Source organism: Aeromicrobium sp. CF4.19, assembly GCF_051262555.1.
Taxonomy (GTDB): Bacteria; Actinomycetota; Actinomycetes; order Propionibacteriales; family Nocardioidaceae; genus Aeromicrobium.
Genome location: NZ_JBIMEU010000013.1, coordinates 1 through 16,165, shown reverse-complemented (window position 1 = coordinate 16,165; position 16,165 = coordinate 1). Strand labels below are relative to the sequence as shown.

Genomic DNA, 16,165 nt, shown 5'->3' with positions numbered 1-16,165 from the left:
TGGGGTGCTGCGGTGGGTCCTCCCAACAAAAAAGCCCCCCAGTTCATGGGAGGCAGCGCGTCGGGCAGAGGATGAACTAGAGCCCGGCGCGCCTGACAATGATGATCGAGAGGTGCTGCACGGGACCCATCCTAGACTGAGCGGCCTATGAGCACCAGACCCGTGCCCGTCCCGCGGACGTGCGAGGCGATGTACGCCGTGATGACGCCCGCACCGATCGGCAGCGACGACACCCTCCCCCTGCCGCACGCCGCGCTGCTGCGTCACCACGGCACCTCCGACGCCGCGATCACGCGGCTCGCCCAGTGCTCGCACCAGCACGTGGTGCACGCGCGTGTGCCGGTGGAGCGTGCTGCCCAGCACGCCCGGGACATGCGCGAGGACGTGCTGCGCCTGGCCGAGCAGCACGAGGGCGTCGTGGTGGACCTGACGGTCCCCCGCGTCCTGGAGGCCGCTGCGGAGGACGTCTCCCTCGCGCACTCGACCCAGTGGTACGTGCTCGACGCCGCCACGATCCTGGACGGCGTGGTCCAGACCGACGGCCTGGTCCAGTTCGGTCTGCCCGAGGTCCGGGTGACCGGTGTCGACGCAGCCAGCCATCCCGCCGTCGGCGCGGTCGTGGCCGGCCTGGCCCACCGGCTCATCGCCGAGTGGCCGCACCACGACCCCGTGGGGCCTGCCGCCGTCACGCTGCGCGACATCGCCCACGGCCTGGGCGACCCCCAGGCCGAGCAGACCCCCACCGAGCCGGCCCTGCCGGTGCTGATCTCCTACGACGCCGAGACCACGACCTTGAACGTCACGCTGGAGGCCGACCCGACGACGACGCTCTTCGGCTGAGGCTGCTCAGGGCCGGGGGGCCAGGTTCGCCAGGACCTCCGGCTGCAGGATGGCAGCGAGCTGCTCCGGCGGGAGCAGCTTGCGCTCGAGCACCAGCTCGGCCACTCCCCGGCCCGTCGCGAGCGCCTCCTTGGCCACCTCCGTGGCGGCCGCGTAGCCGATGAACGGGTTCAGTGCCGTCACCAGGCCGATGGAGTTCTCCACCTCCAGGCGCAGCAGCTCCTCGTTCGCCGTGATGCCGTCGATGCATCGCCGCGCCAGCACGAGCATCGCCTCCCTCAGGCGGTACGTGCCGACCGAGAGGGAGTAGCAGATCACCGGCTCGAAGGCGTTCAGCTGCAGCTGCCCGCCCTCGGCCGCCATCGTGACCGTCACGTCCATCCCGATGACCTGGAAGGCGACCTGGTTGACGACCTCGGGGATCACCGGGTTGACCTTGCCCGGCATGATGCTCGAGCCCGCCTGCACGGCAGGCAGGTTGATCTCGTTGAGCCCCGCGCGGGGGCCGGAGGACAGCAGCCGCAGGTCGTTGCAGATCTTGCCGATCTTGACCGCCACGCGCTTGAGCGTCCCGGACAGCTGCACGAAGGCGCCACAGTCCTGCGTGGCCTCGATGAGGTCGACGGCGCTCTCCAGCGGCAGGCCCGTGAGATGGGCGAGGTGCTCGCAGGCGACCGGGACGTAGCCCACGGGCGCGTTGAGCTGGGTACCGATCGCCGTGGCGCCGAGATTGATCTCGTGCAGCATCGCCACGGACTCGCTCAGTCGCATCCGGTCCTCGCCGAGCATGACGGCGTAGGTGTTGAACTCCTGCCCGAGCGTCATCGGCACGGCGTCCTGCAGCTGGGTGCGCCCCATCTTGAGCACCCCGCGGAACTCCTCGGCCTTCGCCGCGCACGAGGCCTGCAGCACCTCCATCGCGTCGAGCAGGGAGTGCGTGGACTTGATGATGGCGATCTTGATGGCCGTCGGGTAGACGTCGTTGGTGGACTGGCTGAGGTTCACGTGCTCGTTGGGGTGCAGGTGGGCGTAGTCGCCCCGGGGCCGTCCGAGGATCTCCAGGGCCCGGTTGGCGATGACCTCGTTGGCGTTCATGTTGGTGGACGTGCCGGCGCCGCCCTGCATGACGTCGACGACGAACTCCTCGTGCAGCGAGCCGGCCCGGATCTCCTCGCACGCCTGCTCGATCGCACGGAAGCGCTCGTCGTCGAGCATGCCGAGCTGGTGGTTGGTCCGTGCCGCGGCCTGCTTGACGCACGCCAGCGCCTCCACGAGGTAGGGGCTGTCGCCGATCGTCACCCCGCTGATCGGGAAGTTCTCCCGGGCACGCAGTGTGTGGATGCCCCAGTAGGCCTCGGCCGGCACGTCGCGGAACCCGATCAGGTCGTGCTCGGTGCGGTGGGGATGGTCGGCAGCGTTCATGCGGGCGCCTTTCTGGAGCGTGGGACCGTGGGTCGAGGTCCGGCAGGTGGACGCGCCCGGGATCGCCGGACGTGAGTCAGGTCACAGCCATGCAACCACACTGCCGCGCTCTTTCAGGCGATGCGGGTCATCCAGCCGTGGGGGTCGTCCGCGCGGCCGTACTGCAGGTCGACGAGGGCGGACCGGACGTCCATCGTGACCTTGCCGGCCTCACCGTCACCGGCGACCGCCTGGCCGCCGTTCCACTTCAGCGCGCCGACAGGCGTGACCACCGCAGCCGTGCCGCAGGCGAAGACCTCGGTGATCGTGCCGTCGGCCGTTCCGTCGCGCCACTCATCGATGCTGATCCGACGCTCGATGACCTCGTGGCCGAGGTCGCGGGCGATCTGCAGGATGGAGTCGCGGGTGATGCCCTCCAGGATCGAGCCGGTGAGCGCCGGCGTGACGATCGAGCCGTCGGACTGCACGAAGTACAGGTTCATGCCGCCGAGCTCCTCGATCCAGCGGTGCTCGTCGGCGTCGAGGAAGGCCACCTGCGCGCAGCCGTTCTCGATGGCCTCCTGCTGCGGCAGCAGGCTGGCGGCGTAGTTGCCGCCGCACTTGGCGGCCCCGGTCCCACCGGTGGCGGCGCGGGAGAACTCCTCGGACAGCCAGATGGAGATCGGCTTGACCCCGCCCGGGAAGTACGCGCCGGCCGGGGAGGCGATGACGCTGTAGGTCACGTGCTTGCTGGGGCGGACGCCGAGGAAGACCTCGGAGGCGAACATGAAGGGCCGCAGGTACAGGCTCGTCTCACCACCGTGCGGCACCCAGGCGCGATCTGCCTCGACGAGGTCGCGGATGGAGCCGAGGAACCACTCGTCGGGCAGCTCGGGCAAGGCTAGCCGCCAGGCCGAGCGGCGCATCCGAGCGGCGTTCGCCTCGGGCCGGAACAGCCAGATGGAGCCGTCGATGTGGGAGTAGGCCTTGAGGCCCTCGAAGATCTCCTGCGCGTAGTGCAGGACAGCCGTCGCCGGGTCCAGGGACAGCGGTCCGTACGGCACGACGCGAGCGTCGTGCCAGCCGGCGTCCGGAGTCCACTCGGTGAGGAACATGTGGTCGGTGAAGTGGCTGCCGAAGCCAGGGTCGGCGAGGATCGCGTCGCGCTCTGTAGCACTGCGCGGGTCGTCATGATGCTCTCGTCGGCTCCGGAACGGCGGGGGGGTCATGGTGGTCACGGTACTTCCTTCCCCAGAGTCGGGTACAGGGTCGGGCACGGGCTCGGGAGGTCGGGTCAGACCGTCCGTACCTGCCCGGCCGCGCGTGACGCGATGGCCTCCCCCACCTCCTCGGTGCTGCGCACTGCACCGTTGTGTCCGGACCGGGCGGAGATGTCCGCCTCGACGGCCGTGGCGATCTGCGCAGCGGCCTCCGGGTGGCCCAGGTGCTCCAGCAGGAGGGCGCCGGAGAGGATCGCTGCCGTGGGATCGGCCTTGGACTGGCCCGCGATGTCCGGCGCCGAGCCGTGCACGGGCTCGAACATGCTGGGCGCCGTGCGATCGGGGTTGACGTTGCCGCTCGCGGCCAGGCCGATGCCTCCGGTCACGGCTGCCGCGAGGTCGGTCAGGATGTCGCCGAACAGGTTGTCGGTGACGATGACGTCGAAGCGCGACGGATCGGTGGCCAGGAAGATGGTCGCGGCGTCGACGTGCAGGTAGTCGACCGCCACGTCGGGGTACTCGACGGCGACGGCGTCGACCGTGCGGCTCCACAGGTGGCCGGCGTGCACGAGGACGTTGTTCTTGTGCACGAGGGTGAGCTTGCGGCGGGGTCGGGCCTGGGCGCGGGCGAAGGCGTCGCGCACCACTCGCTCGACACCGAAGGCCGTGTTGAGGCTGACCTCGGTGGCCACCTCCTGCGGTGTGCCGACACGGATGGCGCCGCCGTTGCCGACGTACGGACCCTCGGTGCCCTCCCGCACCACGACGAAGTCGATCTCACCCAGACCGGTGACGCTCTCGGCCAGCGGCGTCGGGACGCCCGGGAAGAGCCGGCTCGGTCGCAGGTTGACGTAGTGGTCCAGCTCGAAGCGCAGCTTCAGCAGCAGCCCGCGCTCCAGAACCCCGGACGGCACGCCGGGGTCACCGACGGCACCCAGCAGGATGGCGTCGTGGCCGCGGATCTCCGCGAGGACGCTGTCGGGCAGCGTCTCGCCCGTGGCGTGCCAGCGCCGCGCACCGAGGTCGTACTCCGTGGTCTCCAGGGAGATGTCGTGGTCGGTGGCGACGGCGCGCAGCACGGAGAGGGCCTGGGAGGTCACCTCTGGTCCGATGCCGTCGCCGGGGACGAGGGCGAGGGAGTAAGCGGTCATGTCTCGATCCTAGGACGAGCGTCTCACCATCCGGGAACCGGATCCCGGATGGCGGACGCCTCGTCGCGTGATGGGACGGCTCAGTTGTCGTCCGGGCGTTCGACCAGCTCGAGCTCGGTGCTGATCGCGTCGTCGCGCAGGTGGGCGGGGCCCCACTCGAAGAGCGTGGAATTCATGGTCGATCATCCTCTCGGTCGGTGTCACGGACGGCGGGATCGGCGAGGTACCGACGCCCGCCGGGGCCACGTGCCCGGTGGTCGACCGAGAGTTCAGAGACGGATCGGATGGGATCCGGATCCCTGCGGCGGAGCGTCGGACCAACGCCAGAACTCCGCGGCAGGGAGTGGCCCTATGAGGCCCTGCCGCGGCAAGCGATGACTACGAGCTGCTTCCGCACGGGATCAGCATGACATCCCCCTCATCGTGCTGTCCGGCATTCGCACGGCGTGTCTCGCTCGATGAGATGCGCCGCTGGCGCCTCGGGGACGGTGATGGAGACTGGCCGGATGAGTGCCCCCTCCGAGGTCCCCGAGCTCGTCTCCAGGACACTCGACCTCTCCCGCCAGCTGGGGTTCATCACCTCCACCCGGCACGAGACCGGACGGTTGCTCGCGACCCTCGCCGCAGCGTGCAGTGGCACGCTCGCCGAGCTCGGCACCGGAACCGGTGTCGGCTCGGCCTGGCTGTCCAGCGGGGCTCCGAAGGGCGCGCGCATCGTCAGCGCGGAGCTGGACCCCGCACTCGCCGAGGACGTGCAGAGGATCTTCGCAGACGTCGAGAACGTCGACATCGTCTCCGGAGACTGGTCCTCGCTGGAGCAGTACGCACCGTTCTCCCTGCTCTTCGTCGACGTCCGCGAGGTGATGGAGAACATCGACGTCCTGGCCGACCTGATGGAGCCGGGCGGAATCGCCGTGCTCGACGACTTCGTGCCCTCGGCCCACTGGCCGCCCATCGTGGACGGGCAGGTGGACACGGTGCGCGAGAGCTGGCTCGTCGACGAACGCTTCGCCGCCGTGGAGATGATGATCGACGAGGGTGCCTCGCTGATCATCGCCACGCGACGCTGAGCTACCTGCCGGGCAGGAGCGACCTCAGGGCCCGTGCGACCGCCGAGGCCGGCCGCACGACCACGCGTCCCACCCGGAAGGTCCACGTGCCGTGCAGCCGCTCGATCTCCGCGTGCAGGCCAGTGATGGTCACCTCGTCCGACTCATGACGCCGGCGGGCCACCTCGTGGGCGTCTCGAGCCTCCTGGAGGTCCCTCTCGATCCTCTCGATCCTGCGGGTGTCGTTCGTGATGCGCCCCCAGTATCGGTAGAAGCGTGCCCCGAAGGTCTCCGCGCTGCGAACGGCCTTCAGAAGACGGGGCTCCAGGGGCGCGATCTCCCGCACGACCAGCTCCTCGAGGACGCGGGGAACGACACGGTCGATGGAGTACGTCTCGACCAGCTGTTCGCGCCGCTGGGCGTGGAAGGCGACAGCGGTGGAGTAGCCCGCGAGGATCTCCTCGGCGATCTGCTCGGCGGTCAGCCGACGACCCTCGCGACCCGAGAAGTTGTGTGTCGCCGCGTGGTCGAGCCGCTCGTCATCGAGGTAGCCGTAGCCGCCGTGCTTGTCATAGACGAACACGGGGACTCCGGCCACCAAGCAGTACTGGACTGTCTTGCCGATCGTGACGACGACGTCCGCCCCACCCACGAGGTCGGCGGTGATCAACGTCTGGTCCCCGACCGCTCGTCCGACGTGGCGCACGTCGAGCCCGCGCTCGCGGAGCACCTGCTTGGCCTCCATGAGCTCGGGCGCCGCATGATTGGTCACCACCAGGACCTTCTGCGGCGAGGGCCTCGTGATCGGTCGGACACGCGAGAAGGCGATGGGTGCCGGGTTGGGGTACAGGGCCACCGCAGGACTCTGATCGAAGTACGCGACGAGAGCGGTTCGCGACTCAACGGAGTTGAACAGGCTCAACGACGCCAGCCGCTCCTCCAGACCGATGATGTACGGGTGCTCATCGGGAGCGATGGGCAACGGAGACATGTGCAGGAACACGAAGGCCGGCATCGATCCCGGTGGCGGGTCGGCGAGCTGGTCCAGCATCGCCACGGGCAGCACCTGGCTGTTGACCCAGACGACGTCGAACTCGGCGAAGGACAGGCCCTTCACACCCTCGTCGTCCACGACGTCGATCCCCCGGTCGGAGAAGATCTCATCAGCGGGCGTCCCGACGTACGCCGCGTAGACGAGCACGTCTGCCCCGGCGTCGCGCAGATACTCGGCGAGGTCGAGTGTCACGACGGTGGAGCCCATGATGTCGTGAATGATCGAGTGGCAGATCAGGAAGCGTCGACCTTCGACGAGTGGCGACTGCATGGGTGACTCATCCTGCCACGAGCCAGCCGGCCGGCCCCTGCGTGTCGACGCGTCTCATCGAGGCGGGCTCGTACGTCCTGACCCCGGCCAGCGCTCGCCTCTCCAGGCGGCGTCCCAGAACATCCACTCGAAGCGGGTCGCCGTGAGGTAGGCGTCGATGACGGCCGGCTCGTCACGCGTCACGCGATCCAGGCAGTCCTCGGCCCGCCGGACGGCTGCGTCGAACTCGGGGTCCGCATAGGTCCGGATCCACGCCGCGTAGGGGTGGTCGTCGCCGACCTCGGCAGCGAGGTGCCGGCCCACCTCGGCGTAGACACGAAAGCACGGCAGCACGGCCGCGACCGCGACGTCGAACGGTGCCGAGACCGCCATCTCGAGCAGGAAGCCGGTGTAGGCCCGACAGGTCGGGCTCGGCTCAGCGACGCCCGGCGCATCCGGGTCGAGCCCACGAGACCCCAGCCACCCGGTGTGCAGCTCACGCTCCGCCACCACGGCACCGGTGGCCGCGGAGGCGAACAGCTCGACGTCGCGGACCCCGGCGCCGCGCACGGCCAGCTGCGCGAGGACGCGGGCATAACGGTCGAGGTAGTGGGCGTCGTCGACGAGGTAGCGGGTGAAGGCCTCCTCGGGCAACGACCCGTCCCCCAGCTCGACCACGAACGGGTGCTCCACGATGGCTCCGAACCACCCGGATGCGGCGGTCCACGCCGCCTCGGCGGCGCTCATCGCGCCACCGCTGTCAGAAGGTGCGAAGAAAACACCGGCGGCGCGATGACGTGCCTTCGGTTCACTCGCTGGCGCGCCCCCAAGCACTCCGCTGCGCTCCGTGCAGGGCGGTGCCCCCAGCTCATCGGCCGGCCAGGTGGTCGACGGGGCCGCGTCCGGACCCGACGTCGCGTCGAGAGCCCGAGGCCAACGCGGCGACGAGGTAGTCCTTGGCCCGCCCGACCGCGGCGTCGACCGACTCCCCCCGCACCAGGAAGGACGCCACGGCCGAGGACAACGTGCAGCCCGTGCCATGCGTGTGCTCGGTCCGGACCCGGGGGGCCGAGAGGTGCCGGACGCCGTCCCGGGTCACCAGCACGTCGACGCTCTCGGCACCGTCGAGGTGCCCACCCTTGACGAGGGCGGCAGCCGCACCTGCCTGCACGAGCAGGTGGCCGGCACGTTCCTGCCCGGCGACGTCCGTGATCGAGGTCCCGGTGAGGATCTCGGCCTCCGGGACGTTCGGCGTGACGACGGTCGCGAGGGGCAGCAGCTCGGCCGCGATGACCTCGACCGTCTCGTCGGGGACGAGCTGGTCCCCGGAGGACGCCACCATGACCGGGTCGAGCACGACGTGCCGGACGGGGTTCCGGCGCAACGCCTCGGCGACGCAGGCAGCGACGTCGGGACCTCCGAGCATCCCGATCTTCACGGCACCGACGTCGAGGTCGGACAGCACGCTCTCCAGCTGCTGCGCGACGAACGCCGTCGGGACGGCGTGGATGCCTTGCACACCGGTGGTGTTCTGGGCCGTGAGAGCCGTCAGGACGGCGCCCGCATAGACCCCGAGTGCCGTCGCCGTCTTGACGTCGGCCTGGATGCCGGCCCCGCCGGAGGGGTCGGACCCGGCGATGCTGAGCATGACGGGGACCCGGCTCATCGCTGCCACCTGCCCTGCTCCACCGCGGACCGCAGACTCCTCGTCGCCTCCGCTGGATCCTCGGCGCGGCAGATGGCGCTCACCACGGCCACGCCCTCGGCGCCGGCGCGGACGACCTCGGCGGCGTTGGTCCCGTCGATGCCCCCGATGCCGACGACCGGGCACCGACCGGCGACCGCCTCCACCACGGCGCGAAGACCGTCCAGGCCCAGCGGTGGCTGGTGGTCGGGCTTGGTGCCCGTGGCCCACACAGGGCTGACCGCGACGTACGTGCACGCGGCGAGGCCCTCCACGTCGTCCAGCTGGTCGACGCCGTTGATCGACCACCCCACCACGGCCCGGGGCCCGAGCGTCGCTCGCGCCTCAGCCGGCGTCAGGTCGTCGGCACCGACGTGGATCCCGTCGGCGACCCGCGCCGCCTCCATGTCGTCGTTGACCACGAGCGGCACCCCCCGCGCCGAGGTGAGCGCGCGCAACCGGATGGCCGCCCCCGCGAGCTCACGACTGGTGGCCGTCTTGTCGCGGAGCTGGACGAGGTCCACGCCCCCGGTCACGGCAGCGCTGACCACCTCGGGCAGCCCCACCATCGGCTCGGTCACGAGGTAGACCGACAGGTCGAGGGTCATCGCGCGACCACGGCGGCCACGGCCTCGTCCTCCAGCGCGGCAAGAGCGTCGAGCAGGTGCACGCGCAGCGTCCCGGGCCCGTCGGCCCGCTCGCCCGCCCGCTCCCCTGCCGCGGCCAGCATCGCCATCGCGACGGTTGCCGCGTCGACGGCGTCGTCGCTCACCGCCGCGCACGCCGCCACGAGAGCCGTGGCGGAGCAGCCGAGCGCGGAGATCAGCGGCATCCGGGGATCACCGCCGGTCACGTGCACGGTGCGCGCGCCGTCGGTGATGACGTCGGTCGCGCCGCTCACCACCACGACGGCCCCGGTGGAGGCGGCCAGCGCGATCGCCTCGTCGAGCACGTCGGTGGAGTCGTGCGTGGAGTCGACCCCCCGGCCGGCGCCGGCTGCGGTCGCGAGCGCCACGACCTCGCTCGCGTTGCCCCGGATCACCGTGGGGTGGTGCCCCAGCAGTGCGGTGGCGGACTCACGACGGTAGGCCGTGGCGCCGACGGCGACCGGGTCGAGCACCCAGGGGATGCCACGCTCGTGCGCCACCGAGACGGCGGCATGCATGCCCGCGATCCACGGCGGACTGAGCGTGCCGATGTTGGCCACGACGGCCGATGCGATACCGGCCATCTCGCCGGCCTCCCGCTCGTCGTGGACCATCGCCGGCGAGGCGCCCGCTGCGTTGAGCACGTTGGCTGCGAGATCCATCGAGACGTAGTTGGTCAGGCACTGGACGAGCGGTGAGCGCTCCCGCAGGGCGCGGTGGATGGTGGTGAGTGCGGACGTGTCCGTCACGTGGGCTCCCTCCGCCGGTACGAACCGGATCAGGTGTGCGGGTGTGATCTCAGCCCCGTCGGTGGGGCACCCCGGCCTTGCGCCGACACCGTAGCAATCAGCCGCGGGCGGCCAGTCATCGGCGGTGGACGTCGACGCGGGGCAGGACGGCCTGCACCACCGGACCGATGGCAAGGGCGTAGGCCACGGTGCCCACGCCCACGGTCCCGCCCAGGACGAAGCCGACCACCAGGACCGTGAGCTCCAGCGTCGTGCGCCAGAAGCGCACGCTGCGCCCCGTCCGCTCCACGAGCCCGAGCCACAGGCCGTCACGGGGCCCCGGGCCGAGCCTGGCCCCGATGTAGAGGGCGCCCGCGACGCCGTTGCCCACGATGCCGCCGACGAGCAGCAGCGCCTGCCAGACGAGGAGGTCGGACGTCGGGATGAGCGCCAGGCCGAGATCGGCGGCCAGGCCGATGACGATGACGTTGAGGACGGTCCCGACGCCGGGACGCTGCCGCAACGGCACCCAGAGCAGCAGCAGGAACACGCCGGTGAGGATCACCACCTGGCCGAACGTGAGTGGCACGTGGTGGGTCATGCCCTCGTGGAAGACGTCCCAGGGGTCCAGTCCGAGGCCCGATCGCACGAGCATCGCCATCGTGACCCCGTAGAGGACGAGGCCGCCCATGAGCTGGACCAGGCGGGCGATCATCGGTTCCAGTCGTCCTGCTGGGGCCAGGTGGACCCGAGGGTCTGCTCCGCGTGGCTGCGCGGCGCAGGCCGCGAGCCCAGGCCGTCGGTGCGCACGAGCACGACGGTCCGCCACACGGCCCACACCAGCAGCAGGACGACGAGGATCACGAAGAGCATGGCTTCATCGTGCTCGCCATTGGCCTTTGAATCCATAGCCAATCGTGCAAGAGTGGCCTCATGACCACCGTCCTGTCGGCCAGCCGGCTGGCAACCCTGCTCGGGACCGACCTCCAGGCGGACAGCGTGCCCCTGTACCGGGTCGTGGCGGACCGGATGCGGCTGCTGGTGAAGGACGGCCGCGTCCCCGACGGGGTCAGGCTGCCCAGCGAGCGCGAGCTCGCCACCGCACTGCGGCTGAGCCGGACCACCACCACCCGCGCCTACGCCGAGCTGCGCGACGCCGGACTGCTGGAGTCGCGCCGCGGGTCCGGGAGCATCGTGCGGGTGCCGCTGTCCCGCTCCGGCGCCAGCTCCCTGATCACCGACCCACGGGACGAGAACACCATCGCCCTCACCTACGCCGCCCCCTCCGGCCCGCCGGGCCTGACCCGCGCCTTCGAGGCTGCACTCGCTCGCGCCGACGGACTGCTCACGACCTCCGGCTACCTGCCGGACGGCCTGCCCGCACTGCGCGAGGCGCTGGCCGAGCGGTACCGCAGCCGGGGCCTGGACACGTCGCCGGACCAGGTGATCGTCACCAGCGGCGCGATGGGTGCGCTGTCCCTCGTGGCCCGCACGATCATGGCGCCCGGCCGGAGGGTGGTCGTGGAGGCGACGTCCTACCCCCACGCCCTGGAGTCGTTCGTCGCCACCGGCGCGCGCCTGTCACCCTTGCCGGCCGGGGACGACCCGTGGGACACCGAGGCGCTCGCTGCACTCCTGGCCGGAGGACGCCACCACGCCGCCTACGTCATCCCCGAGTTCCACAACCCGACCGGAGCCGTCATGGATGCGCAGACGCGCCTCGAGTGGGTCCGGCTGGTCCGCCGCCACGACGTCCTGCAGGTGGTGGATGAGTCCCTGCGCGAGGTCAACCTCGACGGGCTCGAGCTCCCACCCTCGCTGGCACAGCACGACGACCGAGCCGTCCTCGTCGGATCGGCATCCAAGGAGTTCTGGGGCGGGCTGCGGGTGGGGTGGATCCGCGCCCCGCACGAGCTCATCACCCCGCTCGTGCAGCACCGCATGGCCGACGACCTCGGCAGCTCCGCCTTCGAGCAGCTGGTGGTCACCGAGCTGCTGACCGAGGGCGGGCAGACCGCCGCGGCCGGGCGAGCCCGTTCCCGCGCGGCCCGCGATCACCTGCTCGGCGAGCTGGCCGAGCACCTCCCCGAGATCACCGCACCGTGTCCCGCCGGCGGGCTCAGCCTCTGGGCCGAGCTGCCGAGGCCCACGTCGTCCCGCCTGGTGACCGCCGCCGCGCGCCACGACCTCCTGCTGACGCCCGGGCCACGCTTCGTCAGCGGGCCGACGTCGCTCGGCGAGCGTCGCCTCCGCCTGCCGTACACCCGGACCCCGGCCGTCCTCAGCGAGGCCGTGCGTCGACTACGTCTGGCCTGGGACGACGTCGAGGGGACACGTCCCGCGCATCAGGAGGCCACCGCCACCGGCACGCTCGACCTCATCGCCTGAGGCCGAGCATGCCGGCGGGAATCAGTGCCCCCGGTGACGAACCGTCAACGAGCAGCACTGCCCTCGGTGTAGTCCGTGTCCTCCTGCTGCCAGGAGAAGTGCGAGCGCAGCGTCTTGCCGGTGGCCTCGATGGAGTGGCCCGCCTCCTTCTCGCGCAGCGCGTTGAACTCCTTGGCACCGTTGTCCTGGTCGTCGATGAAGCGCTTGGCGAAGGTGCCGTCCTGGATGTCGGACAGGACCTCCTGCATCCGCTCCTTGACGCTCGCGTCGACGATCCGCGGCCCGGAGACGTAGTCGCCGTACTCGGCCGTGTCGGAGATGCTCCAGCGCTGCTTGGCGATGCCGCCCTCCCACATCAGGTCGACGATCAGCTTGAGCTCGTGCAGCACCTCGAAGTAGGCGATCTCGGGCTGGTAGCCCGCCTCGGTGAGCGTCTCGAACCCGGCCTGCACGAGGTGCGACATGCCACCGCACAGCACGGCCTGCTCGCCGAAGAGATCCGTCTCGGTCTCCTCGGTGAACGTCGTCCTGATGACGCCGGCCCGAGTGCCGCCGATGGCCTTGGCGTAGGACAGCGCGAGGTCCCAGGCCGAACCGGAGGCATCCTGCTCGACAGCGATGATGTCGGGGATGCCGCGGCCGTCCACGAACTCGCGACGGACCGTGTGGCCGGGCGCCTTGGGGGCGACGAGGACGACGTCGACACCCTCCGGGGCCTCGATGTAGCCGAAGCGGATGTTGAAGCCGTGGCAGAACAGCAGCGTGTCCCCGGCAGCAAGGTGCGGGGCGATCGAGTCGGCGTAGACGGTGCGCTGCACCTGGTCGGGAGTGAGGATGACGACGACGTCGGCCTCCTCCACGGCCTCGGCCACGGACAGCACGCGCAGTCCTTCCGCCTCGGCCTTGGCCTTGCTCCGCGAACCCTCCGCAAGACCGACGCGCACGTCGACCCCGGAGTCGCGCAGGTTCAGCGCGTGGGCGTGGCCCTGGCTGCCGTAGCCGATCACGGCCACGTTCTTGCCCTGGATGATGGAGAGGTCGGCGTCGTCGTCGTAGAACATGTCAGCCACGGTGGGTGCTCCTCGGTGGTTCGGGTGGGTGGTCTGGATCAGGGTTCAGGCCCTTGGGTGGGCGGGCCGGGGGTCAGGCACTGTGCTGGGTCGGCACGGTGCGCATCGTGCGGTCGGTGATGGATCGAGCACCGCGGCCGATGGCCACGCGCCCTGACTGGGCGATCTCGCGGATGCCGAACGGCTCGAGCACGTTCAGCATGGCCGTGAGCTTGCCCGCGTCGCCGGTGGCCTCGATCGTCACCGCGTCGGTGGCGACGTCCACCACCTTGGCGCGGAACAGCTGCACGGTCTCGAGCACCTGGCCGCGGGTCTGGGGGTCGGTCTTGACCTTGATCAGCATGAGCTCACGCTCCACCGCGGACGCGGAGTCGAGCTCGACGATCTTGAGCACGTTGATGAGCTTGTTCAGCTGCTTGGTCACCTGCTCCAGCGGCAGCTCGTCGACGCTCACGACGATCGTCATCCGCGAGATCTCGGGAATCTCGGTGGGACCGACCGCGAGAGAGTCGATGTTGAAGCCACGGCGCATGAACAGGCTGGAGACGCGGGCGAGCGCACCGGGGGTGTTCTCCACCAGCACGCTCAGCGTGTGTTGTGCCATCAGAGGTCCTCATCTTCCCACTCGGGCGCCAGGTCCCTGGCGATCTTGATGTCGTCGTTGCTCGTGCCGGCGGCGACCATCGGCCAGACCATGGCGTCGCGCTCGACGACGAAGTCGATCACGACCGGCCGGTCCGTGATCGCCATCGCCTCCTTGATGGTCGCGTCGAGGTCGTCCTCGCTGTCGCAGCGCAGACCCACGCAGCCGTAGGCCTCGGCGAGCTTGAGGAAGTCGGGGATGCGCCGTGCGCCGATGGACTCCGGCCCGGTGTTGAGGTCGGTGCTGGAGTAGCGGCCCTCGTAGAACAGGGTCTGCCACTGGCGCACCATGCCGAGCGAGGAGTTGTTGATGACCGCCACCTTGATCGGGATGCCCTCCAGGGCGCAGGTGGCGAGCTCCTGGTTGGTCATCTGGAAGCAGCCGTCGCCGTCGATGGCCCACACGACGGAGCCCGGCAGGCCCATCTGGGCTCCCATGGCGGCCGGCACCGCGTACCCCATGGTCCCGGCGCCGCCGGAGTTGAGCCACTGGCGTGGGCGCTCGTAGTCCACGAAGTGCGCGGCCCACATCTGGTGCTGGCCGACGCCGGCGACGTAGGTGGCCTCCGGTCCCGCGATGGCGCTGAGCCGCTCGATGACCGTCTGCGGGGCCAGCCCCTCGTCGGGCTTGTCGTAGCCCACCGGGAACTTGGCCTTGACGCCGAGCATCTGGTCGCGCCAGGCGGTGTAGTCGCCATGGAGGCCGTCCTCGTCGGCGATCTTGCGCAGGGTCACGATGAGCTCGGCGATCACCTCGCGGCAGTCGCCCACGATCGGCACGTCGGCGGTGCGGTTCTTGGAGATCTCGGCCGGGTCGATGTCGGCGTGGATGACCTTGGCCCCGGGCGCGAAGCTGGAGAGCTGGCCGGTGACACGGTCGTCGAAGCGGGCTCCGAGCGAGATCAGCAGGTCCGACTTCTGCAGGGCGGCGACCGCCGCCACCGTGCCGTGCATGCCGGGCATGCCGAGGTTGAGCTCGTGGGAGTCCGGGAACGCGCCGCGCGCCATCAGCGTCGTGACGACCGGGATCTGGGTGAGCTCGGCGAGCACGGCGAGCTCGGCCGATGCCTCGGCCTTGATGACGCCGCCGCCGACGTAGAGCACGGGTCGCTTGGCCGCTGCCACCAGCCGGGCGGCCTCGCGCACCTGCTTGCCGTGCGGCCGGGTCGTCGGTCGGTAGCCGGGAAGGGCGAGCTCGTGCGGCCACGCGAAGGTGGTGGTGTGCTGCAGTGCGTCCTTGGCGACGTCCACGAGGACGGGGCCTGGCCGACCCGTGCCGGCGATGTGGAAGGCCTCGGCCACGACGCGCGGGATGTCGGCGGGATCGGTGACGAGGTAGCTGTGCTTGGTGATCGGCATCGTGATGCCCCGGATGTCCGCCTCCTGGAACGCGTCCGTCCCGATCGCACCGCTGGCGACCTGGCCGGTGATCGCCACCATCGGGACCGAGTCCATGTGGGCGTCGGCGATGGCGGTCACGAGGTTGGTCGCCCCGGGGCCGGAGGTCGCCATGCACACACCGACACGGCCGGTGGCCATCGCGTAGCCCTGCGCGGCATGACCCGCACCCTGCTCGTGCCGCACCAGGACGTGGCGGATGGCGGAGTCGAAGAGCGGGTCGTAGGCCGGCAGGATGGCGCCGCCGGGGATGCCGAAGATGACCTCGACACCAGCGTGCTCGAGGGAGCGGACGAGGCTCTGCGCGCCCGTCAGCGTCTCCTGGCCCGGCGTCGTGACCTGCTCCGTCATCATCTGTCCTTCGTTCGAGGTGGGCGCTGCTGCGTGAGTGGCGCTCTGCATGAAAAAACCCCCTGGCCGAATCATGGCAACAGAGGGGGACGCGGAGACCGGCAGGGTCGTCGCGTCAGTCGTCTACTACTAGAAGCTCCACGTGCACCCGGTCAGTCTGACCCCCGGCCCCGGCTTTATCAAGGGGTGAGACATCGCGTACCAACATGCGGACCTGTTGGCACCGCATCTGCACGGTTTCCCTTCGTGTGCACGGGAAGCAACCCGTGCAGACGAAAGATTCTCGTGCAGGA

At 70.5% G+C, this 16,165-nt stretch carries 16 protein-coding genes and 1 riboswitch; of the genes, 3 read left to right on the top strand and 13 right to left on the bottom strand.

The genetic code is table 11. From position 1 onward, the window contains the following. Positions 1–147 precede the first annotated feature (147 nt). Positions 148–840, top strand: coding sequence for a hypothetical protein (locus ACHAAC_RS16930; protein ID WP_435717492.1), 693 nt, complete (start codon positions 148–150; stop codon positions 838–840). A gap of 6 nt (positions 841–846) precedes the next feature. Here the strand turns inward: ACHAAC_RS16930 and ACHAAC_RS16925 are convergent, their stop codons facing one another. From ACHAAC_RS16925 to ACHAAC_RS16915, 3 genes are all read right to left on the bottom strand, one after another. Further along, a complete protein-coding gene (locus ACHAAC_RS16925; RefSeq protein ID WP_435717491.1) occupies positions 847–2,262 on the bottom strand; it encodes an aspartate ammonia-lyase in 1,416 nt (471 codons plus the stop codon). Between the two features lie 113 nt (positions 2,263–2,375). Beyond that, entirely contained in the window at positions 2,376–3,470 is a 1,095-nt protein-coding gene (locus ACHAAC_RS16920; protein WP_435717511.1) for a branched-chain amino acid aminotransferase, read from the bottom strand. A 65-nt stretch (positions 3,471–3,535) separates the two neighbouring features. Beyond that, entirely contained in the window at positions 3,536–4,612 is a 1,077-nt protein-coding gene (locus ACHAAC_RS16915; protein ID WP_435717490.1) for a 3-isopropylmalate dehydrogenase, read from the bottom strand. Positions 4,613–5,118: 506 nt separating this feature from the next. Here ACHAAC_RS16915 and ACHAAC_RS16910 point away from each other — a divergent pair. Next, positions 5,119–5,682: an O-methyltransferase gene (locus ACHAAC_RS16910; RefSeq protein ID WP_435717489.1), complete on the top strand. Its 564-nt coding sequence runs from the start codon at positions 5,119–5,121 to the stop codon at positions 5,680–5,682. A gap of 1 nt (position 5,683) precedes the next feature. Here ACHAAC_RS16910 and ACHAAC_RS16905 read toward each other — a convergent pair whose 3' ends face one another. The 7 genes from ACHAAC_RS16905 to ACHAAC_RS16875 form a co-directional block, all read right to left on the bottom strand. Then, positions 5,684–6,985 (bottom strand): hypothetical protein, encoded by a 1,302-nt coding sequence (locus ACHAAC_RS16905; RefSeq protein WP_435717488.1) that lies wholly within the window; start codon positions 6,983–6,985, stop codon positions 5,684–5,686. 54 nt (positions 6,986–7,039) lie between these two features. Further along, positions 7,040–7,711, bottom strand: coding sequence for a TenA family protein (locus tag ACHAAC_RS16900; protein ID WP_435717487.1), 672 nt, complete (start codon positions 7,709–7,711; stop codon positions 7,040–7,042). A gap of 121 nt (positions 7,712–7,832) precedes the next feature. Then, a complete protein-coding gene (thiD, locus tag ACHAAC_RS16895) occupies positions 7,833–8,630 on the bottom strand; it encodes a bifunctional hydroxymethylpyrimidine kinase/phosphomethylpyrimidine kinase (RefSeq protein WP_435717486.1) in 798 nt (265 codons plus the stop codon). Next, a complete protein-coding gene (gene thiE / locus ACHAAC_RS16890; protein WP_435717485.1) occupies positions 8,627–9,256 on the bottom strand; it encodes a thiamine phosphate synthase in 630 nt (209 codons plus the stop codon). The genes thiD and thiE overlap by 4 nt, the downstream gene beginning before the upstream one ends. Then, positions 9,253–10,044 carry a hydroxyethylthiazole kinase gene (gene thiM / locus ACHAAC_RS16885; RefSeq protein WP_435717484.1) on the bottom strand — a complete coding sequence of 264 codons (792 nt, stop codon included), beginning with the start codon at positions 10,042–10,044 and terminating at the stop codon, positions 9,253–9,255. Before thiM ends, thiE begins: the two co-directional genes overlap by 4 nt. Beyond that, positions 10,034–10,128: riboswitch (TPP riboswitch) on the bottom strand. It overlaps the preceding gene by 11 nt. 31 nt (positions 10,129–10,159) lie before the next feature. After that, positions 10,160–10,738, bottom strand: a complete 579-nt coding sequence (locus tag ACHAAC_RS16880; protein WP_435717483.1) for a YczE/YyaS/YitT family protein — start codon at positions 10,736–10,738, stop codon at positions 10,160–10,162. Further along, positions 10,735–10,896: a hypothetical protein gene (locus ACHAAC_RS16875; RefSeq protein WP_435717482.1), complete on the bottom strand. Its 162-nt coding sequence runs from the start codon at positions 10,894–10,896 to the stop codon at positions 10,735–10,737. Before ACHAAC_RS16875 ends, ACHAAC_RS16880 begins: the two co-directional genes overlap by 4 nt. A 60-nt stretch (positions 10,897–10,956) precedes the next feature. Between ACHAAC_RS16875 and ACHAAC_RS16870 the strand changes: the two genes are divergently transcribed. Continuing rightward, positions 10,957–12,411, top strand: a complete 1,455-nt coding sequence (locus ACHAAC_RS16870) for a PLP-dependent aminotransferase family protein (protein ID WP_435717481.1) — start codon at positions 10,957–10,959, stop codon at positions 12,409–12,411. A 44-nt stretch (positions 12,412–12,455) separates the two neighbouring features. On the opposite strand, the gene ilvC is transcribed toward ACHAAC_RS16870, so the two are convergent. The 3 genes from ilvC to ACHAAC_RS16855 all read right to left on the bottom strand — a co-directional run bounded on the left by ilvC (position 12,456) and on the right by ACHAAC_RS16855 (position 15,875). Beyond that, positions 12,456–13,481, bottom strand: coding sequence for a ketol-acid reductoisomerase (ilvC, locus tag ACHAAC_RS16865; RefSeq protein ID WP_435717480.1), 1,026 nt, complete (start codon positions 13,479–13,481; stop codon positions 12,456–12,458). Between the two features lie 73 nt (positions 13,482–13,554). Next, positions 13,555–14,085 carry an acetolactate synthase small subunit gene (gene ilvN / locus ACHAAC_RS16860; RefSeq protein WP_435717479.1) on the bottom strand — a complete coding sequence of 177 codons (531 nt, stop codon included), beginning with the start codon at positions 14,083–14,085 and terminating at the stop codon, positions 13,555–13,557. After that, positions 14,085–15,875: an acetolactate synthase large subunit gene (locus ACHAAC_RS16855; RefSeq protein ID WP_435717478.1), complete on the bottom strand. Its 1,791-nt coding sequence runs from the start codon at positions 15,873–15,875 to the stop codon at positions 14,085–14,087. Before ACHAAC_RS16855 ends, ilvN begins: the two co-directional genes overlap by 1 nt. Between the last annotated feature and the right edge of the window lie 290 nt (positions 15,876–16,165).